At 36.5% G+C, this 24,431-nt stretch carries 20 protein-coding genes, 1 pseudogene and 1 other annotated feature; of the genes and pseudogenes, 4 read left to right on the top strand and 17 right to left on the bottom strand.

Annotated features, from left to right (window positions below):
* Window positions 1-14 precede the first annotated feature (14 nt).
* The 3 genes from AO843_RS12445 to AO843_RS12435 all read right to left on the bottom strand — a co-directional run bounded on the left by AO843_RS12445 (window position 15) and on the right by AO843_RS12435 (window position 2,687).
* Window positions 15-380: a cupin domain-containing protein gene (locus AO843_RS12445; protein WP_054611423.1), complete on the bottom strand. Its 366-nt coding sequence runs from the start codon at window positions 378-380 to the stop codon at window positions 15-17.
* 92 nt (window positions 381-472) lie between these two features.
* Window positions 473-1,672, bottom strand: coding sequence for an AI-2E family transporter (locus tag AO843_RS12440; protein ID WP_054611422.1), 1,200 nt, complete (start codon window positions 1,670-1,672; stop codon window positions 473-475).
* 64 nt (window positions 1,673-1,736) lie between these two features.
* Window positions 1,737-2,687, bottom strand: coding sequence for an LCP family protein (locus AO843_RS12435; protein WP_054611421.1), 951 nt, complete (start codon window positions 2,685-2,687; stop codon window positions 1,737-1,739).
* 174 nt (window positions 2,688-2,861) lie between these two features.
* Here AO843_RS12435 and msrA point away from each other — a divergent pair, with 174 nt between their 5' ends.
* Window positions 2,862-3,383, top strand: a complete 522-nt coding sequence (gene msrA, locus AO843_RS12430) for a peptide-methionine (S)-S-oxide reductase MsrA (protein ID WP_082389460.1) — start codon at window positions 2,862-2,864, stop codon at window positions 3,381-3,383.
* Window positions 3,384-3,458: 75 nt separating this feature from the next.
* Here the strand turns inward: msrA and recQ are convergent, their stop codons facing one another.
* The 5 genes from recQ to AO843_RS12405 form a co-directional block, all read right to left on the bottom strand.
* Window positions 3,459-5,231 carry a DNA helicase RecQ gene (recQ, locus tag AO843_RS12425; RefSeq protein ID WP_054611420.1) on the bottom strand — a complete coding sequence of 591 codons (1,773 nt, stop codon included), beginning with the start codon at window positions 5,229-5,231 and terminating at the stop codon, window positions 3,459-3,461.
* Between the two features lie 7 nt (window positions 5,232-5,238).
* Window positions 5,239-6,342 carry a TcaA NTF2-like domain-containing protein gene (locus tag AO843_RS12420; RefSeq protein WP_054611419.1) on the bottom strand — a complete coding sequence of 368 codons (1,104 nt, stop codon included), beginning with the start codon at window positions 6,340-6,342 and terminating at the stop codon, window positions 5,239-5,241.
* Between the two features lie 254 nt (window positions 6,343-6,596).
* Window positions 6,597-7,772, bottom strand: a complete 1,176-nt coding sequence (locus AO843_RS12415) for an MFS transporter (RefSeq protein WP_054611418.1) — start codon at window positions 7,770-7,772, stop codon at window positions 6,597-6,599.
* A 118-nt stretch (window positions 7,773-7,890) separates the two neighbouring features.
* On the bottom strand, window positions 7,891-9,564 hold the full coding sequence (gene argS, locus AO843_RS12410; protein WP_054611417.1) for an arginine--tRNA ligase: 1,674 nt from the start codon (window positions 9,562-9,564) through the stop codon (window positions 7,891-7,893).
* A gap of 45 nt (window positions 9,565-9,609) precedes the next feature.
* Window positions 9,610-9,829 (bottom strand) — a binding site (T-box leader).
* A 71-nt stretch (window positions 9,830-9,900) separates the two neighbouring features.
* Window positions 9,901-11,787 carry an FAD-dependent oxidoreductase gene (locus tag AO843_RS12405; RefSeq protein WP_054611416.1) on the bottom strand — a complete coding sequence of 629 codons (1,887 nt, stop codon included), beginning with the start codon at window positions 11,785-11,787 and terminating at the stop codon, window positions 9,901-9,903.
* 629 nt (window positions 11,788-12,416) lie between these two features.
* Here AO843_RS12405 and AO843_RS12400 point away from each other — a divergent pair.
* Both AO843_RS12400 and AO843_RS25580 read left to right on the top strand, forming a co-directional pair.
* Complete coding sequence (locus tag AO843_RS12400) at window positions 12,417-12,623, top strand: hypothetical protein (protein ID WP_054611415.1); 207 nt, start codon at window positions 12,417-12,419, stop codon at window positions 12,621-12,623.
* 371 nt (window positions 12,624-12,994) lie between these two features.
* A complete protein-coding gene (locus AO843_RS25580; RefSeq protein WP_156313965.1) occupies window positions 12,995-13,138 on the top strand; it encodes an IS3 family transposase in 144 nt (47 codons plus the stop codon).
* Here AO843_RS25580 and AO843_RS12395 read toward each other — a convergent pair.
* The 9 genes from AO843_RS12395 to AO843_RS12360 all read right to left on the bottom strand — a co-directional run bounded on the left by AO843_RS12395 (window position 13,135) and on the right by AO843_RS12360 (window position 22,657).
* Entirely contained in the window at window positions 13,135-14,286 is a 1,152-nt protein-coding gene (locus tag AO843_RS12395; protein WP_082389459.1) for a copper amine oxidase N-terminal domain-containing protein, read from the bottom strand. The genes AO843_RS25580 and AO843_RS12395 overlap by 4 nt on opposite strands.
* A gap of 309 nt (window positions 14,287-14,595) precedes the next feature.
* The gene (locus AO843_RS25125) at window positions 14,596-14,724 is read right to left on the bottom strand and encodes an integrase (protein ID WP_082389458.1); all 129 of its coding nucleotides are present in this window, start codon (window positions 14,722-14,724) and stop codon (window positions 14,596-14,598) included.
* 167 nt (window positions 14,725-14,891) lie between these two features.
* Window positions 14,892-15,884, bottom strand: a complete 993-nt coding sequence (locus AO843_RS12390; RefSeq protein ID WP_054611414.1) for a Gfo/Idh/MocA family protein — start codon at window positions 15,882-15,884, stop codon at window positions 14,892-14,894.
* Window positions 15,885-16,100: 216 nt separating this feature from the next.
* Entirely contained in the window at window positions 16,101-17,294 is a 1,194-nt protein-coding gene (locus AO843_RS12385) for an adenosylhomocysteinase (RefSeq protein WP_054611413.1), read from the bottom strand.
* A gap of 71 nt (window positions 17,295-17,365) precedes the next feature.
* A complete protein-coding gene (locus AO843_RS12380) occupies window positions 17,366-18,058 on the bottom strand; it encodes a Crp/Fnr family transcriptional regulator (protein WP_054611412.1) in 693 nt (230 codons plus the stop codon).
* 823 nt (window positions 18,059-18,881) lie between these two features.
* A complete protein-coding gene (locus tag AO843_RS12375) occupies window positions 18,882-20,042 on the bottom strand; it encodes a nitrilase-related carbon-nitrogen hydrolase (protein WP_082389456.1) in 1,161 nt (386 codons plus the stop codon).
* A gap of 5 nt (window positions 20,043-20,047) precedes the next feature.
* Complete coding sequence (locus AO843_RS12370) at window positions 20,048-21,316, bottom strand: MFS transporter (RefSeq protein WP_054611411.1); 1,269 nt, start codon at window positions 21,314-21,316, stop codon at window positions 20,048-20,050.
* Window positions 21,317-21,333: 17 nt separating this feature from the next.
* Window positions 21,334-22,005, bottom strand: a complete 672-nt coding sequence (locus AO843_RS12365; protein ID WP_054611410.1) for a DUF2848 family protein — start codon at window positions 22,003-22,005, stop codon at window positions 21,334-21,336.
* On the bottom strand, window positions 21,989-22,657 hold the full coding sequence (locus tag AO843_RS12360) for a GntR family transcriptional regulator (protein ID WP_054611409.1): 669 nt from the start codon (window positions 22,655-22,657) through the stop codon (window positions 21,989-21,991). Before AO843_RS12360 ends, AO843_RS12365 begins: the two co-directional genes overlap by 17 nt.
* A gap of 274 nt (window positions 22,658-22,931) precedes the next feature.
* Here AO843_RS12360 and AO843_RS24025 point away from each other — a divergent pair.
* Window positions 22,932-24,293, top strand: a pseudogene (locus tag AO843_RS24025) (IS3 family transposase).
* Window positions 24,294-24,431: the final 138 nt, after the last annotated feature.

The following is a 24,431-nucleotide window of genomic DNA, read 5'->3' as shown; positions in this document are numbered from 1 at the left end:
AAGGGTTTTACTTGTTAAATCCAAACATCATTTTCAGCAGTCAGCGCTGATTTTTCCTGGCCAGTATTGACGACCCCAACAGGTTCTACCAGCAAAATTTTACACTCCGATTCAGCGTAAGGTTTATGTTCAACATTGCGTGGGACCACAAACATTTCTCCTTCACGTAATTTTACTTCCCCGTCGCGGAATTCGATGATTAGCTCACCTTCAATGACGATAAACACTTCATCTGTATCTTCGTGTTTATGCCAAACAAAATCACCCAATACTTTGACGAGTTTGAATTGATAATCGTTCATTTCGGCAATAACTTTTGGCGACCAGTGCTCATGAAATTTCGCTAATTTTTCTTGTATATTAATCGGTATGTATGACATTTCCTTTCCCCCATCCTTTTGATGAATCTACTAATAGGATATCACACAACTAAAAAAAACAGCTACTGCCAATTGACAGTTGCTGTTTCTTATCATGCATCATATTTTTGATGAACGTCGTCTTCATAACGATTATAGCGCTGTTTAAATAGCTTGAATAAATGAGTAACAAGCACTTTAAAGATTGCGTATCCTGGAATCCCTAAAATAACACCAGGGACACCAAATAGCGAGCCGGCCGTTAATAACACAAAGATAATCGTAATCGGGTGGATACTGAGTGATTTCCCCATAATTTGTGGAGAAATGAATTTCCCTTCAATTAACTGAACTATTGTCCATACAATCGCTAGCTTAATCAGCATTAAAGGGGATGTGACGAGAGCAATAATGACGGCTGGTGTGATCGCAATGACGGGGCCTAAGTAAGGCACCACACTTGTAATCATGGCAAGGAAGCCGAGCAATAAAGCATATTTCATACCAATAATTAAGAAGCCAATCGTAACCATTGCTCCAATACACATAGATACTAAAATTTGCCCTTGTATGTAAGAACTAATTTGCTTGTCCATATCATGGAAAATCTCAGTAACTTCTTTACGCATACGTGGTGGGCAAACTTTTAACATAAATTTCGGTAACTTTTCGCCCTCTTTTAGTAAATAAAATAAAATGAATGGAACTGTTACAAGCGATAGAACAATGCCTGTTAACGTTGATAGGAAGCCAGTAATACCAGATGCCACACCTTGTGCAACATTGGTAGCCAAATCCTTGACAGTCTTCACCATATCCGTCGTGAAGTTATTCAGAACTTCATCAAAATTGAAACTACTATTTTCTAAGTACTCATTAAAACGTGAATGATTTAGGAATTCAACAATGCTTTGCGTAAATGCCACGAAATACTCTGGGAATTCCTGTGCTAGATTGGTGAATTGATCGCGTAAAAATGGATAGACCAGTACTACGAGTAATGTAATGACACCAATTACTGCAATGTAGAGTATTAAAATACCCCATATTCTTGGGATCCGCCATCGTACAAGCATCGCTAACAAAGGGCGTAATAAATAGTAACCAATGACAGCAAGTACTCCCGGTAAAATGACTACTTCAAATAATACTTGAAGCGGGGTAAAGATAAAGGAAACTTGATTAAACATAAAAATAACACATGCAACTAATAATAAAATAACCAGCGTAAATAACAGGTTTCTACCACCTAAGAAACGAATAAACTTAGTTGCTAACAGGTTTGAACGTTCTTTTGGTCTTTCTTTTTCCATATATCCACCCCAATCCAAAAGCTCTACCTTTATATTACAGGATAATGTTGGTTTTTGCGAAACATCACTCCAATGAAATGCCTAAAAAATCACTTAAAAAGGCTTTGTTTTGTTCTACATCTATAACGATCGAATCGCCTGCATGACTAAAGTTTTGGAATTGATAGCTACCTTCAATTGGAATCGTTGCTTTTTCAATGTTCACTTTGCCTTTTGATAGCAATTTAAGCACTTGTTGCATTTCTTCAGCAGAAGAATAATCTGTTGTGATATAGCCTTGTGCTGCCCCTACGAATTTTGGTAAATGCAACACATTTTTAGGTGTTATAAGCTCATTTTTTAAAGCCTCGATGACTTTTTGCTGACGCGCTACACGACCAAAATCACCTTCCGCATCATGACGGAATCGTGCATAACCTAGTAATTCCTGTCCATTTAAGTGATGAACACCTTGCTTTAACTCTACCCCAATATTTTCGGACATATCCTTCTCTACATCCATCTCCACACCATTTGGCGCTAAAATATCTACCAGCGATTCAAAATTTTTAAAATCAATAAGTGCATAATGGTGGATCGGTAGGCCAAACATATTTGTCAAAGTATCCTTGAGCAGCTGTACACCATCTAAGTAATAAGCTGTATTGAGCTTATAGGATTGATAGCCAGGGATATCCGCATAAATATCCCGCATAAAGGACACCAGTTTAATATCATTGTTTGATTTATTCCAAGATAATACCATCATCGTATCTGTGCGAGATTTTTCCTCCCCACGTGTATCGACACCGAGGATTAAATAATTTTCAATGTCGTCTTTTATCGTATCACCCGAAAAGTCTTCCTTCTCGACTTGCGTTTGATTGGCAAGTTCCAGTCCACTGCGATACTGCATAATAGAGTAACCAACAATGGCAATGATACAGAGTAATAGTAATGTGAAAAATGCTCTTCCTTTACGTAGTCTTCGCTTTTTAGGACGTTGTGAGCGTCTTGTATAATCTTGCTCTTCCATAATGACTAACTCCTCTATTTTTTTATAGTTAATGTAACGATTGATTAGCTGGAAAGTTTCATTTGGCTGATAAAAGTCCTATCATCTTCTATCTCATTGTTATTTTACACCCAAATGCTCAGTTTTTCCGTCAAATAATGCTATAATATTTTCACAAAAGAAAGGATGATTTACATGATAGAAAAAGCTACATTTGCTGGTGGTTGTTTTTGGTGCATGGTCAAACCATTCGTCGAGTGGGATGGTATACATAAAGTCACATCTGGTTATATGGGTGGCCATTTAGAAAACCCAACATACGAAGATGTGAAGAAAGGGACTTCTGGTCATTTAGAAGTAGTCGAAATTGAATTCGACTCTGCCATTTTTAGCTACGAACAACTGCTAGAAATTTATTGGATGCAAATCGATCCTACTGATGCTTTTGGACAGTTTCATGACCGTGGAGAGTCCTATTCAACGGCCATCTTTACTTACACGGATGAACAAAAGCAAATCGCCGAGGCCTCTAAAGAAAAACTTGCCACTAGTGGACGCTTTGATAAACCTATTGTAACCAAAATTCGTGATGCCGAACGCTTCTATCCAGCGGAAGACTACCACCAAGATTACTATAAAAAAGAAGCTGATCACTATCAGCAAGACCGTGCCATTTCAGGGCGTGATGCCTTTATTACTAAACATTGGGATAAATAAACAAATGGAGGTGTCTCAACATTTAATTGAGACACCTCTTTTTTGTGAAAATACGTGCTTAATCGCCAAATTATCCTAGTTGGATGTTTCTAAAAACGATTGCAGAGCCTCAAAGAAACGCCTGCCATATTTATCAAATTTCACTTCACCAATCCCACTTACCTGGCGTAAATCGTCCAGCACTGTAGGTTTCTTATCACATAAATCGCGCAATGTTTTATCGGAGAATACAACAAATGGTGGCACTTTCTCTTCATCTGCAATTTCTTTTCGCAACACCCGTAAATGTTCAAATAAAGGATCATTATCTACCAGTTTCTTAACCGTAACTGCTTCCTTACGCATCACTTGTCGTTGCCCTAGTAGAACTTCTTTGCCCTCTGCTGATACATAAATCGTTGGATAGGTGCCATGCTTCACAGCTAATAAGCCTTCAGCAATTAAAAATTCAATAAAGTTTGAGACATCTTTAGATGAATAATGTCCCTTCAATATGCCATAGGTAGATAAACGTCCAAAACCAAATTCGGTTATTTTTTGATTTTTGGAGCCGATTAATACCTGCGCCACCACCGTCTTGCCAAATTTTTGTCCCATCCGTACAACACAAGCCAGGACTTTCTGTGCATCTTCAGTCACATTCATCACAGTACGACCATCATTACAATTACTACAACGACCACAAGGCTCCTCTTGTACTTCACCAAAATACGCTAAAATGGCATTTTGTAAACAGCCCTCTGTATGGCAATAATCGACCATTGTTTGAAGCTTCCCTAATTCCTGTGGTATTCGTGCCTCATCTTGTGATTGGTCAATGAGAAAACGTTGAGTTTGGACATCGCCTGAAGCATACAGTAATATACAGGCACTTGGTAGGCCATCTCGACCAGCCCGCCCCGCTTCTTGGTAATAGCTCTCCATATTCCGAGGCATTTGATAATGCAATACAAAGCGCACATTACTTTTATCAATCCCCATACCAAAAGCGTTAGTTGCCACCATAATACGTGCCTCATCTTTTAAAAAGCGTTCCTGCTCTGCCATTCGCAGATCCTCTGATAACCCAGCATGATATTTGGCTACTGCTTCTCCTGCACGACTGAGCATGTCATAAATCGCGTCGACCGCTTTTCTTGTTGCGGCGTAAATAATACCAACTTCCTGTTTATTTTTAAGTAGGTAATTTTTAATATAGCGTTCTTTATTTTCACCAATTAAGACTGTGAGGGCCAAATTATCACGTGTAAAGCCTGTCATCACTGTTGCAGTTTCTTCAATCGTTAATAATTGACGAATATCCTCACAGACAGCTGGTGTCGCAGTGGCAGTAAGCGCTAAAACAGCTGGCTTCTGCGACCACAGTGTAAAGAGCTTTTGAATAGAGCGATAACTTGGTCTAAAATCATGACCCCATTGTGAAATACAGTGTGCCTCATCAACCGCGATTAAGGGTACAGATAAATATGACAATGCTTGAAGGAAGGAAGCACTTTCGAGTCGCTCAGGTGCGATATATAGTAGTTTTAAATATCCTGCACTAGCCAACTGCATCGTTTCATCCACTTCTTGTGCTGTTAATGTACTATTTATATAGGCAGCAGGAATGTTTGCTGCTCGTAAAGCTTCCACCTGATCTTGCATCAAAGAAATGAGTGGCGATATGACGATTGTTAGCCCCTCAAGCATTAACGCCGGAATCTGATAGCAAATGGACTTCCCTCCACCTGTTGGCATCACACACAGGCTTGATTGTCCATGTAATGTTTGTTCAATAATTTGGGCTTGTCCTTGCCGGAAGGCTTCATAGCCAAAATGATGCTGTAGCATTTGTCTCGCTTGTTCCATGCAAAGTTCACTCCTCAGTAGTTAGACGTAATAGCTTGTACTCGTCCTGTTCATTTTTCATAATTTCATAAAGCATGATGGAATGGGCAAGTGCCTCCTGTCCAGCGGCATTGGTCAATACATATTCGGTTTTAGCTCGAACCTTAAGCCGCTGACCTTCCATACTGATATCTTGAATGTCTGTGTTAGAGAAATGAATTTTAGCCTGTTTAGAGGCATAGTAGGCAACCATGCTAGCCAAGGTGTCTTGCAATTCCTCTGATCCTACAATTGGCTCCATGACACTTGCATCTTGAATAGTCACAGCCCCTTTTAAATGCTTATGAAATGTATCTAAAAAAAGTTTGATTTCATCTATATTATAGGCAAAAATATTTTCACCGTATTGGTCGATAGCATGCTGTACGGCTTCTTTGTCACCCTGTTCAATGTATGAATATAAATTTTGGGATTGGGATAGGCGTACACTTGCTTTCATGCCATCCTCCAACCACTTCTGCAAAAATGGTTGAATTTCCTTTATTGGCATTATGTATGGCTGTGCTTCTCCTTGCTGCTGTCGATTAAAATAAAGACCCACAATGGCCCCATTTTCCGCCTCCATCACAGGGCTTCCTAAAGGCAGCTGTTCTTGCACATCAATGTAATAGGCAGCTATTTTATCTTGATATTTTTGAATGGTATAGGGTAAGCCATTTACATAAACTGCCAACTGATTTAGCTCCCCTTCATACATTTTTGGTACCTGTACATTCGCATGAGAGGTTACTTGCAAAAGGGCAACATTATGAGCAGTTGACATATAATGAACATTTGCTTCGACTAGCTTGTCCTGACCAAATTGAACGAGGGCAGTTGGCTTTGAGGCAACAAGTGCGCCATTTGTTAATATATAAAGTTGATCATCTTCCTGCCGAATGATAATGCCTGCACCTACTCCATGCTCACCTATCACCTTGACCTCTGGCACTATTTTTTCTTCTTGTTTGTCCTTTGTCTCCTTTGTCGACACCTCTGATTTTTCTGTTTGAAACCAGCCTGCACCTATTTGACTTTCGCAACCTGTCATTAGTAATGCAGCAGCTCCTATTACGAGCATTTTTTTATACATACCTTCACCAAAACTTTCTTTTCAACTTTCTCTCTTGTCTATCATAATCAAGGACTTGGGATGTTTCAAGTTTACATAATAATATTATTAATTTAACCTTAGTAGTAAAACACAGTAATCGCTTAAGTTCTATTTCATTCTACCTACAAAAATTTGTGGATGTCCCGATTTGCTGTGAGAATGGATGGATTTTAGGTTCTCAAAATATTTTTCATCAAAAAAGACATGCGTGATGATTTGCATGTCTTCTCGAATTATTTTTTTCGTAATAGCCATGTTGTGGCGATTATTCCACCCATTAATGCTAAGAAAATGACATATGTCCATGTATGGTTGCCTGTCATGTCATAACAAACGCCAATCATAATCGGGATGATTGCACTTAACATAAAGCCACCTGCAAGCACCATCGATGACCAACTGTTGGCCTCCTGATCATTTTTGGCCTCATCAAGCGGTAACAACAAGCCAATCGGAAATAGTCCACTTAAGACAATGCCGATTAAGAATACAGCCAGCCATAAATAAGTACCAGACGAAAGCCATAATAATGTAAAACCAATTACCCCTAAACATCCTAATGCCACTATCCATACTAATCGACTTGACCATTTCTCCATGAGTATCGGCACAGCAATATTACCGATCATTTGTATAATGGACATAAACGTCAGCATCATACTCGCTGCTTCAAGCGTCATGCCTTTATCTTGTAAAAGCGGTGTGAGCCACGACATCATGGAGAAAAACAACGATGTTTGTAAACCAAAATACAATAAGATCGACCAAGCACGCCCAGTTGTCCAAGGATTACGGGCCTGTTCACTATTAGCCAGTTCTTGAACATCCTCACCCTGTTTCTTTGGGATAGCCCAGCTCCAAATTATAAGCGCGACAATTGCCAGCAAGGCCCACATCCCTAGTGCGGACGTCCAGTTATTACTAAATGTATGATAAAAGCTCACAGTCAACGCTGCACTTAAAGTGGCACCTACGCCAATACCAAATGAATAAATGCCAATAACAGTCGTAAAACGTTGGGGAAATTTTCTCTTGATATACGCATTTAGTATAGGGCCAATCATGGCAATGGCCAAGCCTGCCGCAAAACTAGTGATGACCAGTAAAAAATAGCTTTCTTGCAAAAATCGTAGCCCATTCGCTGCGATGAGAATAACCATTAACAGCATGATTGCTGATTTTGTTCCAAGCTTGCGTTGAATGGGTACAGCAATAGGAGCAAATAAGCCCATGCAAAAAACGGGAATAGACGTGAGAAAGCTCATGCTGGTATTGGATACATGTAAGGCCGACATCAGGACATTAAAGAGGGGTCCTATCCCCGTTACTGCGGGTCTCATATTCAGTGCCACAAAAAATATACTAACCACTACTAAGATGAGTGAAATATTCCATTGTTTTTTAGCCATTTGTTTTGATCCTCTCTCCTGCCACTCAATGGAAGAGTTAACTTTTATTCCTCTATCCTTTTACCATGTTTTCTATATTTGGTCAATGACTGGATCCTTCACTTAAAATGACTTTTCATTACATATTTTCTGGTGATTCAATACCCAATAAAGCTAATGATTCTTTTAAGACCAATGCTACACAATGACAAAGCGCCAAACGTGAAGCTTGGTTGGCATCGTCCGCTAATATTTTTTGTTGAGCATAATATTTATTGAATAAACGTGCCAGCTGTAATGCATATTTTGCAATTAGGGATGGATCAGCCTGATTAAAAGCAGTGGCCAACACTTTAGGAAATTGTTCCAATAATAAAACGATTGGCCAAGCTTGTTGTCCTAATGACAAAAATTTCACAATCTGAGATGGTGCTTCAGCTTTTACCAAAATGGAACAAATACGTGCATAAGTGTACTGCACATAGGGCCCTGTTTCTCCTTCAAAGTTCATCATTTGCTCGATGGAAAATTCAATATCGTTTAGACGATGGTATTTTAAATCATTAAAAATAACCGCTCCAACTCCTACTTGTTGTGCTATACGGTCTTTCTGCTGTAAATGAGGGTTTTTGTCTTCTATATTGCGCTTGGCCGTCGCAATCGCCTCTGCTAGCACATCTGCTAATAACACCACTTTGCCTTTACGGGTGGACATTTTTTTACCATCCTTCAACATCATCCCAAATGGTACGTGCTGTAAATCCTCCGCCCAGGCATGCCCCATTTTTTCTATTACTTGAAATAATTGTTTAAAATGAAGGGACTGTTCATTGCCAACCACATAGAAAATTTTGTTTGGTTGGTAATGTTGTTGACGATAAAAGGCTGCAGCTAAATCACGTGTCGCATACAGTGTGGCACCATCTGTTTTCGTTATTAAACAAGGAGGCATCTCCTCCATCTCTACTACATATGCACCATCCGATTCCACTAGGAGTCCTTTGTTTTGTAGTTCTGTCACAACTTGTGTCATTTTATCATTGTAAAAGGCTTCTCCTGTAAACGCATCAAAATTAATGCCTAATAGCTGATAGATAGTCTGAAATTCATCTAATGATACATCTCGGAACCATTGCCATAACGCTAGCGCATCTGAATCACCATCTTCTAATGCTTTAAAGGCAGCACGTGCCTTTTCATTCAGAGCTGGGTCTTGCTCTGCCTCTGTATGAAATTTGACATAAATCTTTAATAACTCCTCTATTGGAGATGCTGTAATGGCTTGTTTATCACCCCAATATTGATAAGCAACAATGAGTTTACCAAATTGTGTGCCCCAGTCCCCTAAATGATTGATACGAATGGCTTGATAACCGTTTTTCACGGCAATATTTGCTAAAGCATTACCGATAACAGTTGAACGTAAATGCCCCATGGAAAACGGCTTAGCAATATTTGGAGAAGAAAAGTCTAGGACTACGGTTCCCATCTTTGTTTGATTTGTACCGTAATTATGTTGTTCCAGCATGATGCGGCTCAATACTTGTTGCGTCACTTTTGCTTGATCTAAAAAGATGTTGACATAACCACCTACGGATTGCACTTGATGGATAATATCATTTTGCAATTGACCCGCCATATCAGCTGCAATCTGTTGAGGTGACTTCTTCCATATTTTAGCTAGGACAAAGCATGGAAATGCCACATCACCAACATCTAAACTTTTTGGTTTTTCTAATAATTGTTCAACGTCCTGAGCTGACAACTGACGATTTACGATTGCAGCAATACTTTCGGCAATTTGTTTATTCATTTATATCCTCCTTTTAATTCAATAAAAAAAGCCCTCGCCTCTATAATTAGAGACGAGAGCATAGTTATCCCGTGGTACCACTCTAGTTGCCATTCATCATGACCACTTTCCATTGTTAACGAGGTGACGCCCCGCTATTCTCTACTATTAGTTCGAGAACCTTCTCCAAAGTGCGCTTCATTCATGGTTTCTGTGTTAGGCTCACACCATCCCTAACTCGCTTTCCAGTAGTCCCACCAATTACTCTCTTTTTCATTGAATTTTTCTATTATTTCGAAATATTTTACAGGAGTTACTTCTTGGCGTCAATCATTTTTTTGTCAAAAAAAACGCTCCTCATTTAGAGGAACGTTCCTTTTCTACATAGTGAATGACATCTGCCATGACGGCATACATCTCTTTTAATTTCAGTTGTTTATTGTCTTTCATTTTTTTCGCTACTTTTTCAGTAACAATCCCTTTGTCAATCAAGCTTTCCCAGCTTTTTGCAGAGGATTCACCAATGAGAACATCCGCCAAATATTGCGCCATTTCATCTCTCGTAATAGCTTCATCTCCAGTGTTATACACTTTGTTAATGACAATTTCCAGCTTGTCGCTCTTGTCGGTTGTACTCTCTCTGCCTGCTCGTATCATACTTTCTTTGAACATTTTAGCAAACTTAATTTTCGTTGCTTTACTGTCGACCTTTAATTCATTATCATAACCACCTACAACAAGACCGTAGTTAACTAATGTTTGAATGGCTTTATCATACCATTCGCCTTCATAAGGATAGTCTACAGAAAATGAATCGACATAGGCACCTTGTTTATTTAACTGCTTTCTTAAGGAAGCAATTATCTTTTTATCCTTGCTCATTTCTCTAAAAGTTACATCTTGTTTAAGGGCTAGTGCTGCGGCTGTCCCCGCGGCTTCACCTGTCACCATACCTGTTGGGACAATACGAGCGCTACCCGCTGCAAGTGAAGAATAACCTGCAGAACGTCCAACGACAAGTAAGCCATCAATTTCCTTTGGTACTAGAGATCGGAATGGAATGGCATATTGCTTTGGTGCGGAAATGACATAACCATAATCATGAGGTGTTTGTGCTTGTACGTCTACTGGATAGGAGGCTATCCCAATGCTATCCCAATGATCACGATTTTGCCAAATATCGGCCATTGGTAATTGATATTCAGCCCAAATATGTCTCGTTTCTCGTACATATAGCTCTTCTGGATAGCTGACAATTTCTGCTTTTTCAAATCCAGGGAAGTTTTCCTGTAAATATTTTAGTACATGCAGTGTTTCCTTTTTACCCGCAGCAATGGCAGCCTGTTTCGAATTATCATTCAAGCCATCAATTCCAAAAATTTGTAAAGCATTAATAAAATATTCATCATCAACTCGCGCTAAATTTAACCCTCGTAATCTTGTACCCTCTTGCAATGGTTTATATTCATCATGTAGCTTTGTAAAACCCCACATCACGGTATGATTCAAGTTAGCACCGCCAAATACTTCTGAATTAGCCGCTTTTTTCACTTGATCCCAATCGACATTTTTCAAATGAAGCATTAATGTCACAGCCATACGTTTATCCTTAATCCCTATATCCTCTCCTCCGACAAAGAAAGGAACTTTAGACATCGTAGCAAAATCCGCATCCTGTGTAGCATCTATGAATGATTTTCCTTTTACGACATATGTACCGTATTCATTTTTCAACTCAACAGACGTTAGTTGTTGCTTTTGAAGATTCGCTTTGACTACTTCTGTTTGCACCGACAATGTTAGATTTGGTTCCTCATCGATCAGCTTTTTAAACGCAGCCTTAGCCCCTACGATACCAAAAGCATCATTGCCCCTAACAAGCTCATGCCATTCTTTAAAAATACCTTCACTGATGGAGTTATTACGACCATCACGTGGAATATCCAGGAAATTTAGCATACCGTATGTAAATAATCCACCTAATTCTTCTCGTTTTTCTACCAATAATGTTTTAGCCCCATTACGTGCTGAAGCAACCGCTGCAGCGACACCCTCAGGCTCACCACCAATGACAATCACATCATATTCAGACTCTATATTGTTAATTGGTACTGGCTTTTTATACTCATCCACTAATTTATTGTATGCCATAGAGTTCGTTATTTCTTTAATAAAATAGTAGCTTCCAAACCCAAGTAAAACTACTACGATAGCAGTGGCTGTCCTTAATAAGCCTTTACCCATAATATACCTCCGGTAGTTAATATTTCCAATAACATGTTTATTCTATCATCATTTCCACCTCATTAAAGAGCTGAATGTCCTATTTGTTCCGTTGCCTACTACCACAAGGCATGTAATTTTCTACAGAACTTTTCCTATGAAATTATCGCAAAGGATAAATGTATACCATCTTAATAGAGGTTTGGGATATTTTCTTTCCGATTTGCAGACAAGGTTCATTACTTATAATTGGCATTCAAAACGGGGATGGGCTTGTGGGCACCAGTAGATGATCGGGATAGAATTTCACCCGACAAAAAAAACATTCAGTATTATTTTAGTCGATAATTTTGTCAATATGCAACTAAAATCCCCATGGTAAATGATGTCATTTTTCTATTCTTTCTCAAAAATAGTTAAATGCACTACTATGTAGACGTATCAACTTCGGAGAAAGTTACAGCAAAAAAAGATTTTTTTCACTACATCTTTATTCAGTTAATGTTTAGCAAATGGCAATTCATCTCTTTAGTCCTACATTTACCATCTACCTTCCAATTAGAATTTTGCTATGTTATGATTTCTATAAAGATAGAATTTTCAACTAGCTGAACAAAAATGTGTGTATGGTTAATAGATGAGGTGATGGTTTGGAGCGATTTGAAGTTTCTTTTAATAATAAAGCAGTGCGAGTCTGGTTTTACACAGTATTACCTGCAATTATAGTAGCTATTATCCTTTTTATTATTTTACCCTATGAACAAAATAGGTTTGTTTCATTAGGTTTATCACTCATTAATATCTTATATTTTATTTGGTTTAAGGTTCATACTAAAAAGAAACGCAATAAAATTTAAGTGCACTACTATAAAACATTCCACCATTCAAGGACTTGTGAGTAAAATCGCACACAAGTCCTTTTGTTATGATTTCTCAACCATTCCGGTCTCCCTAAATATACAAAGTAGTGCCATTCAGACAACTTATATACCCCTTCTCCCCTATCCATGCTCACTGTCTTGTTAAATTGCTCTAAAGAATACTAAGATGGTTGTTATAAACAAACAAAAAATTGAAAATTTAATACCAACCCATAATTTACGAGGATGCAATTTTGAATAGAATTAAAATTTGTTCCTTAAAGAAACAGGCATAGGTATGGAGCGCATAAAAACATTATGTGTGTAGGCCATTGAAGTGTGATTAGCAGGAGTCCCAAGCAAACTGGATTAGAAGAGTTGGCATCAAATGGAGGAAATACACCGATTACAATAATAACGAACGGATTATGCAAAAATTGACTGGCTTAAGTCCCGCACAATACCGAACCCAAACCAGCCATTTCGTTGCATCATCAAAACGCAAACTTTAAGGGTTCACTACCTCATGATTATGACCACTAAAGTCTACCCTGTAATTACCAAAAGTAGTTTTTCTTTCAGATGAGCTTAAATCTCCAAATCTATTATAACCAAAAATGTAGATGCCTTTATCATCTATTTTCCAGTTATATGAATTACCTAAAGTATCAAAACCATAATAAAATCCAGGCATGCCTAAATAATCAGAAACCCAATGCCCATTTTTTAGTGTTGCATATTTTAAGTTACTCGTTTCATGAGGATTTGCTATACCTCGCTCATACCTTGTTAGATAATATACATTATTCTGATAAGCTTTCACAGCCTTAATCGGTGCTTTTTCAATGGCTACTCTTGTAATAGCTTGTCCATCCACATAATATAAAATAAATTCTCTTGTAGTCGCATAAGCGTAGTTCAAATAAAAATTGCCCCTATCTGTTTTAAACCATATATCCCCTAATTTAACGATATTTTTGTCCTCAACAAATTCCTGATAAACAAAGGGTTCGAAATCAGAATAATAATTACTAAAGAATAATTGACCTTTTTCTTTGATCACTGCCATAAAACGATCACTATAGACAATTGATTTCCCTTGAAATAGCCATTCACAAATACGTAAAAGTTTAAGATTTTCAAGCTCTGGAGCATTTATATTCCTTATAATAATCAAACTATATGGTTGTATGTCTTCATTCTTTAAATATACTACTTTTTTATTAAAAGCCTCACCAATATATCTTAAAGGAATATAGGTTGAATTATTATAAAGGTTTGTAGCAACGTCCATTTGAATATGTTGACCATTAACATAAATAGCCTTGGTCCCTATTTTCAAGGTTATTGATTTATCAGAATATTTAATAGTTATAGTATTATTTTTAACGTCGAAATCTACTTTTGCACCAAACCCTTCGGATATAAATCGAAGTGGTACTAAGGTTCTTCCATCTTTTACAATTGGCTGTACTGCTGAAACCAGATCACCATTTACAAATGCCTTTGAGCTTTCAGGCGACATAATGATACTGTTATTAAGATCATTATCTGTAATGTCATAATAATGTTCACTAAGATTTGCTGCTTGAGCAGTTTGACTAAAAGGCAAGATCAATGAACAAGTTAATAATGTTATGATGATGGTTCTAATCCTCATTCTTATACCCCTCAACGATGATTTCCTTATGTTAGAGATGCATATACGTCTACATAACCAATATAAGGATTATTTATATAAATTATACACTTTTTCATCAGTAGTTGCTACACCACGGTTAGTTACCTTGATCACCTGAATCTATAGTTCTGTATACCACTATTTTGGTAATACCTACGAAAAAATTGAAAGTGTTAACAAGGATGTTCAGCTTCCAATTTTGCTTGTTCACTCTCATATTCAAGACCTTTATGGAACGTATATTATTTACCTACAGGTTGTGTTTCTCCATTTTTTATACAAACGCATCTATGTTTCCACCTGTGTTCTATGCCGTATATTTAATTCATTTAAAACCTGTTTCATTGATATACCTGCTAGTCGCATCTCAATGGCTTTCATTCTTATTTCATATGGATAACTCACTCTTGTACTCATTGAAAAAACACCTCCTAATTGAAGTTTAGGTATCTAAACCCTTATTCAATCGAAGATGCTTTTATTATTGTCTATACTGTTGGGGGCAGTCCCAAAAAGGGAAACTTGCTTCTTTTTCTTATTTCTCCTTTTCGAGTGAAAGGTCAAAAACACCCATAATAGGGTTCCTACAACAACTTAGACAGAATAAGATCGCAGAGTGCCATTGTATTAACATTATCACGTCCATTTGAAATTGGCTTTTTACCATTTTTACAACAATCTATAAAATGAGCCATTTCTCCAACAAAACCGCGTAAATAAAGGTCTCTATAGGTTCCAGACATAGGTGATGCAGATGGTGTAAATACAGTGTCTGCTTCTTCAAGAGATTTCCATGGTAGTTTATCAAATGTTTGTGATTTATGAATTGTAAGTGTATTAACTTCATCTGCAAAAACAAATCCGCTATCAAACGTTACAAGCATATTTTCACTTTCACGCGACCAAGCCGTCATTCCTGTAAAATAAAGACTACCAACGACACCATTTTCAAACTTTAATGAAATACTCTGAGAGATACACTCATTGTCATTATTTTTAAAACCTGTTACTTGTACAATTTCACCAAACAAATAACGTACAAGATCAACAATATGTATAGCAGCAAACTTCATAAATTGTTCTTCATTTTTGCAAAATGGTGTACTGTTCACTGCAAATCTTGCTTGAAATGAACGCGCAGTACCCAGTTTGCCATCTGTAATTAACTCTTTTAACTTTGTGTAACAAGGAGCATAGCGTTTCATAAATCCAACCATTAATGCTACACCTGCTTCTTCAGCAGCATCTGCAATTTCAGCAGCTTCTTCAGCACTCATCCCAAGAGGTTTATCTACAAATACATTTTTCCCAGCTTTGATACAATCTAACACTAGAGAAGGATGATCTTCAGGCTGAGCAACCACAACAATTCCGTCGCAGTCTTCATTTTCTAACATCTTTTTATAGTCATCATAGGGTGTACCATTACTTCCAAAGCGTTGAAGAGCAGCTTTAGAACGATCGATATTTCGTGTCGAAATAGCTTGTATTTCCGCTCCTGCTTCTATAGCAGAAGGATAAATATTTGTAGATGCATGAAAACCTGCACCTATAAAACAAAGATTGGCTTTTTTCACTTTAATCGCTCCTATTTGTCTATTCTTTTAATGGTTATTTGTGTCCAATCTTAACTACATAATACTGTAGCCTATTTAACAATGTTTACTTTAAGGTGATAAAATCAGAACAGCTTTCATTCTTCCTTAATTTTTTTGATGTTCTATATTGATTATAAGTTTTTTTAGAAAAATATTAAACTAAGTCGATGCTATAAAATGGATATATGCTTTATTTTACAATGGAAGACTTAACTGTTTTAACATGTTACTGGCCACTTTGATGTTCACCTCGTGAGGAACTGGCTGTGGCCCTGTTGCCATTTGAGCGTGCTGTTTTACCAAATACAATACAGAAGACGCCTGTAAAGCAAACCCTAAATCCATCGTTTCCACAGGATTTCCGCCTCCACCTTCTTGAGCCAGGTTCAACATCTCACCCTTAGTGAGTAACATAACTCGACGACCGTCCTTCATCGTAAACTGTTCGATATCAGGGCTTAGTCTATCAATTGTATCAGCTTCACTTTCTAAATATTCCAAATCAATTTCCCATGAGAAATGTCCTGCGTTCGCAAGAATGGCACCGTCGTTCATCTTATCGATATGTTCTTTTAAAATAATGTTAGGACGTCCCGTAACAGTGATAAATACTTGTCCGTATGCCAATGTATCCTCCAAACGAGCAACTCTTAATCCATCCAAAGCTGCCTCTAAACCCGCAATTGGATTCTGATCGACCACTGTTACCTGTGCTCCAAGACTTCGTAAATATCTAGCAACACCACGGCCACAAGTTCCATATCCTATAACTACGAATCGTTTTGTTGGTACGATTAAGTTAGTCGTTCGCATAAAGCCTTGAACGATTGTTTGACCAACACCATGTTCGTTCTCAATAACTTGTTTTAATGGACTATCGTTAATAACAATGATGGGAACAGGAAATTTCCCTTTTAAATCCTCTCGCAAGAGATTTGCTCCCGTCGTGGTTTCCTCTGTACAACCGATCAGTCCTTCGGCATTATAATGCTTAATATACTCTCTTGTTAAATCAGCACCATTATCCATTAAAATCTGAGGATGGTGTTTTAATACACTTTGAATATTTTGTAAATGTTCCTCTCGGCCATCGCTTCTTTGACCGTAAACCTTGATACCTTCGTCCGCCATCGCTGCCGCCACATCGTCCTTTGTGGTTCCAGGACTGCCAGTTATAATAACATTGGCACCACCAGCTTTAAGGGTTTTACACAAAACTGCTGTTTTTGGTTCCACATGTAAGCACATGCCAATTGTTAAACCTTGTAAAGGTTTTGTCTTAAGAAAGCTTTCTTTAATTTCTTGAAGCAAGTTCATATTAATTTCAGTCCAATAAATCGACTTTTTGCCTGTAGCTATCATTTCAGTAATCGTATTTTCATTAATCATTTAAATTCTCGCTCCTTTTAATATCTAATATTTTTTTGTTAAAACTTGTGCCTGTAGTTTAATATTGCAGCCTATTCTGCTAGTTCTTGCGAAATTTGTTTCCGACTATACTCATTAAAAATAAGACGTTTATGTTTTACACTTACAATTTTTTTATCTTTCAAATCCTTAATGACCCTGTTTATACTTCTGACTGATACACCTAAATGCTTAGCAATATCTTCACGAGAAACTACTAGTACATAGGAATCTTGTGCTATGGAACTGAATGACTGGAAAAAATCGTAGAAATAGACAAGAATTTTTTTACGAACTGTGTGAAAATTACTTGAAATCGTTTTTTGACCAGCTACATATAGTTTTTTTGCTAACTGGTAATTGATTCTTCTCAAAAAATACGGGTCGTTCATAACCCAGTTTTTATAAATTTTTGTTTCAATAAGTAGTACAGTAGATTGTTGAATGGCGTAAACTCGATTGATAAAATGCATGTTCAGAGAAATCTCTATGTCACCAACTACAAATCCAGGCTGCATTGTCGACAAAGTATATGCATTGCCATCTGTGAATTGTCTTTCCACGGCCAATTCACCAGTAACCAAAATATAAAAATGCGTAACCTCCATGTCCTGCTCGCACACCTGTTCTCCAATTTTGTAATTTCTAATTTTCCAATGCAATTTAATATCCTCTGGCATGTTCCTACACATCTCTTGTAACCAATCATGTTTATCAATGAATTGATCTAATATCATTTTGCTCATCATATCACCTACTATTGAGAATTTTATTACCCTTTCAAAAGATAAAAAAGGACACTTGTCCTGTTTTTAAAAATACTTTTAGCAATTACGATCTAATAAAAAATTTTTCCAGAAATATAGAAACGATTGAATCACTAATAATCCTATTGGTTAATCATGAGAGCTAAAAGTAATAATCGAATGTACCTAGTTTTTTATTTGTTTACACATCCATAATGCTCTTTTATGATGTATTGTCAAAAGAGTTTCTCTTGAATCCCTTTAAAGTTAGCTTGGAAAGTACAATTAATAACATTCAACCCTTGCTTTTCTGATTTATTTAGTACTGGTACTAAACCAACTGATTGTGGAGAAAAAGTATTACCAACGATTAAAGAACTAATACAATTATTGGAGGAGCAACTAGACAGGATCGAACAAACATTGGAATTTCGGTTAAAAGAAGTTTTAGAGAAGCCATTTACTACGTCAACAGGTCTTTACTTTAACAACCATTGAAGAATTACTCAGTTTTTGTTTATATCATGAAGGCATGCATTTTGCTACGATAGAAGCGTACAAACGAATTATTTAGTTTGAGATAAAGAATATTGTTCCGAATAAACAAAATGTCTATTTCTCAAATTATTGGCTTTGTAAAACTCTAATGTTGATTTTAGAAAGAAAATATGGGGAAACCTTTAAATTAAGGTTCACCCTTTTTCACATAAGAAAAACACCTTCAACGTTGATTTCTTGGTATCCAACGAAAGGTGTTTTTATTTATCTCGTATTTTGGGTCAGTTCAATAAACAGATTATAGGAATTATTATTTAATTAATCTTTATCGATTGTATCGTACTTCAAACATTACGCAACCTTCCGTTGACTTCCATGGACCATGTTTCATACCAGGTGGACGTGAAGCCACCATTCCCGCAGTGAAAACCTTATTTAAAGTTAAATCTATGACAGACCCTTCAATGACATATAACTCTTCCCAATAATGATGTATTTGAACACCATTAGGCGTCGTGTCTGTACCGGGGGCGAACTCCAAAATACGAACCATTTCCTGTGTTAACGAATTCTCTGAAATTACCCTTTGTGACAGCCCTTTTACCAACCCTTCAATTGGTTCAAGTTTAAATTTCTTATAGTCTGTGAATTCAATTTCAGGTCTCAATATTTTCTCTATCTTGTCTAAGAAGTATCTTTGGTTGGACCTATAAAGTGATGGTACACGACTACTAAAGATCGGCACATCATTTCTGACTTGCGGGACTGTCTCTAAATTTAAAGTTGCTTTTAATTCGCCAACTTCTTGATCTAATTTTTGAACAATGTCTCCCCAAGGGTCTATAATTTGAGAGCAACCTGCGAATTCTACACCTAACTTTGTCCCGGTTACATTTGATGCAACAACATACATTTGGTTCTCAATTGCGCGTGCACGAAGTAAGGTATTCCAATGTGTTTCTCTTACTAATGGCCACTCTGCTACGATGTGGAGTACTTGAATACCTTGTAATGCTAAATCACGTATAATTTCAGGAAATCTTAGATCGTAGCAAATTATTACGCCCATCTTCACACCTTCAAGCTCAAATACTTCAACTTGATTAAGCCCACCTGTTAAAAACTCTGGCTCATCTAACATTGGAACAAGGTGCATCTTGTCATATGTATGAACAATCTCACCCAGTCGATTTACAATAATCGCTCGATTAAAGATGTCTTGACCTTCTAAAAAAGCAATCGAGCCACCCACCAAATTTACATTAAACTTTTTAGCAAGTAATTGTAAAAATTCAATAGATTGATTGCCATCCACTCTGCATATTTCTTTTAATTCTTTCAATGCATAGCCCGTCGACCACATTTCTGGTAGAACTACAATATCTAAGTCATCATAGTAGTTAGCTTCTAACCACTGTTCAATGATATTTCTATTCTTTTCTGGGTTTCCTACTTCTAGTTCCATTTGAAATACTAAGTAATTCATATTGCTCACTCCTCAAGTGTATTTAGTAATGAAGTATCTGGTTTCACTAACAACCATAAGATAGCTGCAATGAATACAGGAATTACAGTCACCCCTAATGTGATATTCCAGCCAAACTTTTCTGCTAACCAACCACATAACAATGGTGATACAAATGCTCCTAAATTTCCCCACAAATTCATCCAACCCGAGACAGATCCTGAAAAGTTTCTTCCTAGGTCTGTAGCAGACGCCCATGAACACACCACTGTAAATCCTAGTGAACCCAAGCATAATGATAGCCAAAAAACATTCATATAAGGCGATACTGTCATAACAGCAAAGTACATTGAAATAATAAATACTATTAAACCTGATATAGCTAAAGAGGATCTTGATATTTGCTTTGAAAAACCTTTACGTACTAAGTAGTCAGAAAGAATACCACCAGTCATTACAGTTATCAATATTGCTAGCCAAGGTAGGCTCGCAGCAAATCCCATTTTACTTAATGAAAATCCTCTGTCTTCTAGTAAGTAGGTAGGTAACCAAACTAAAAAGAACGTAATGATATACAAAACAACAAAATATTGCAAACCTATTGCCCAAAATCTATAATTTTTCAAAAATGTATTCCAAGGTGCTCTAGCTTTAGTCGTATTAACAATTTCTCTGCCTTCTAGTATATATTCTTTTTCCTTTTCGTTAACCAATTTATGAATTTCAGGATAGTCTCTAGCTATAACCCACCATACGGCTGCTATAATAATTCCTAACAACCCAAAAATGTAAAATACAGCTTGCCAACCAAAATATTGATAGATATAAACCGTGACGATAGGGGCTATAACGGGTCCAAAATAGGAACCTGCTAATAAAGCACTAGATGCTCTTGCCTTTTCATCTCGTCTAAACCAATTTGTATTGAATACGGCGTTTGCCGGAAACATTGGTCCTTCTCCTACTCCAAATAAGAATCTCACTGCATACAATAGACCGTGAGATTTAACTAAACCAGTTAAACCAGTAAATACTGACCACCATACTAATGCAAAAGTGACCATTTTTCTTGGGCCAAATTTTTCTGCCAATAGACCTGCCGGAATTTGAACTAACGCGTAACCTAATGAGAATAATGATGCAAGCATCCCGAACTGAACTTTATCTAAACCCAAATCATCCATCATCGGTTTTGCTATTATTGATATGTTTGATCTATCCATGTAAGCGATTACACCGATGATAAAGAAAAAGAATGCTAGTCCCCATCTAACCTTTGTTGGTTTTTCTTTCAAAAAAGCTCCCCCCTTACTTAATTGACAATAGAATAATGATGTTTTATTTTCCTGTTTAGCTTCGGCTGTTCGACTTCATATTCAAATTTTTCACCAAAAACAAAACCATTTTTTGTAGGTACAGTACCTGAATAAATAACTGTATTTTCTAAATCTATCTCCCCTAACTTGTTCAGTTTTTCTAATAAAGTATCCACTTCTAAAAGTGCTTCTAAAGTGTCTTCTTGATATAAAAGCCTTTCACTATTAGAAGTAACATAGGAACGTAAAATAATAGTATCCCAGTCTTCTATTAAATCCTTCAGTCTCCAAAAATCGGATGCTAGTGGTTTATCACATATTAATTTAGACTTTAAAATATTTTCTTTTTCTACTTCTCTATCAGTATGATCACTGCCTAGGGTAAACAACCATTCTTGTCCATCATGAAATAATACATATTCAGCCTCTCCAGAAGAAAATTTGCTACCGTGACATTCATTAGAAAAGTTAAGTTGTTCTATGTTTTGTGGATATATCATAGGAACACTTGGTGGAGGTGCAATTCCCAATTCTTTTAATTCATCTATGTGTTCTTGGATTTTATCGATATTTCTTCCACCATAACCCACAACAATTACTTTATTAATGTCAATTTCATGTTTTCTCACCTCACCATTGATAAGGTGTAAATTAATTATTTTCTTCATTTAAATTGCTCCTTAATTGATTAATAACTTCTTTTTTCGTATTTTCCACATGGCTATTTGATGCTAATAATAGTTGATTTATATCTTGTGATTTTAAAGCTTTTATAATTTCTTTATGTTCACTAATTGTTTCTTCAATGCGTGATTTTTCAGTTATAGCTTTTAACCCAAACCATCTTATCTTATCTCCAATTTCCTCAAACCACTTTTCTATTTGCTCATTTTTAGTTAATGAAACGATTTGAGCATGGAACTCCTTATCCAACTCAATAAATTTTTGCTGATCTGTTCTATTATTTTCTTGTTCTTTGACATACTTCTCTAAAACATTTATTTGTTCTAAAGTAATAGTTCCACATATTTTCTCAAGTGCAAAACGGTCAAAAATCATCCTTATTTCCATTACTTCAATGACATCTTCTTCTGTAATTTCTTTAATAAACGTACCAACTCGTGGTTTTGAAATTATCCATTTTTCCCTTTCTAGCAACGACAGAGATTCTCTTACAGGAGTTCTACTTATTCCTAACTTTTCACTAAGTTCTCTTTCATATATTGCTTGCCCTGGCAATAGTTCATAGTTCAAAATGGATTTCTTAATTTCCTTAAAAGCTATATCTCTGAGTGCCATACCTGTTTCTATTTTTTTCATCGGCCACCCTCCCGTGGTATGTGGTATACCAGAGATTTTACAACAATTATAAAATTCGGTCAATTATAAATTGAAATTTAGTAAATAATATAACTTCAAAAAGTTCTAATAGCATATAAATATCAACTGAAAGACTTTTTCATACAAGGATAATCAACAACCTAAAATAAATATTGATAGTTTCGAACTCTAATTAATCTAAAAGGCACTCTCCGTGCTTTGATCTGCACCCCAAATGTTAGACACGACTCTAACATTTGGAGGTGCCTTTTTTATGGCAGGAATTACTCTTGAACAGAAAATAGATGCGATTACTCGTTTTGAAAACGGTGATGAAAGCCTTACTTCAATTGCTAAATCACTCAATTTAACTACTACTGAAATGCTTAATTTTTGGATTGAAAAATATCATTTCCATGGACCAGAATCTCTTAAAAAGAGCTATACACGTTATACTTTTGAAGATAAACTATACATACTCAATTATATGAACGAGAATGGGTTGTCTTCTTTCGAGGCTGCACTACATTTTAATTTACCTACTCCAGGTACAATTAGAAAATGGCGCATTAGTATTGGAAATGAAAGTGTAGACTCCCTATTTCTTAAGAAAAAGGGGCATACAAAGTTGAAGAAGGATAACCCAAAAAAAGCTAAGAATCGAATCTTCGAAGAAGGTTCTTTAGAGGCATTACAAGCAGAGAATGAGCGTTTACGTATGGAGAATGCCTTTCTAAAAAAGTTGAATGCCTTAGTTCAAGAAAAGGAAACATTACAACGAAAGACAAGGCGAAAGTAGTCTATGAACTAAGGAATCAATTTAGCGTAAAAGAGTTAATAAAGTTAACTGGCATAAAACGTAGTACTTATTATTACTGGACAAGTCGCTTTGACCAACCTGATAAATATGCCGAAATGAAATCGTTGATTTCTACTATCTTTCACGACCATAAGGGAAGATATGGTTATCGCCGAATAACGTTAGAATTACGTAATCAAGGCTTCCTGATCAATCATAAAAGTTCAACAGCTAATGAAAAAATTGGGTTTAAAATCGCTTGTACGTATGAAAAAATACCGTTCTTATAAAGGCAAGATAGGTAAAATTGTGCCAAACATTCTTAAACGTGATTTCGGTGCCACAAAACCAAATGAAAAGTGGGTAACGGACGTAACTGAATTTCATTTATTTGGCGAGAAGTTATATCTTTCCCCTGTACTAGACTTATTTAATGGTGAAATTATCGCCTATAATATTTAAAACCGTCCTACATATGAACTTGTTTCGAAAATGTTAGACAAAGCTTTTAACTGCTTATCCGAAGGAGATGCCCCTGTCTTACATTCGGATCAAGGTTGGCATTATCAAATGAAACAATACTCTTACACCTTAAAACAGCAGGGTATTAGCCAAAGCATGTCTCGTAAAGGCAACTGTTTAGATAATGCAGTAATTGAGAACTTTTTTGGTTTATTAAAATCTGAGTTATTATATATACAAGAATTTGAGAGTATGGTTCACTTCAAGCGTGAGCTTGAACTGTATATCGAATACTACAATCACAATCGTATCAAAGGAAAATTAAAAGGATTGAGTCCGGTACAATACCGAATTCAATCCTGCATAGCTGCTTAACTTAATATAGTGTTTAACTTTTTGGGGTCACTTCAATTACGGAAAAGCGCGCTTTAATGGAATAAGAAAAATTCATTTTAAACATAAAATACATAATGTAACATCTTTATTGTGATTCAACATCATATACCTCTGTTT

This window comes from Lysinibacillus sp. ZYM-1 (assembly GCF_001308875.1).
GTDB lineage: Bacteria > Bacillota > Bacilli > Bacillales_A > Planococcaceae > Lysinibacillus.
Note: the sequence above shows the minus strand (reverse complement) of the source record. Positions and strands in the feature narration are given on the sequence as shown.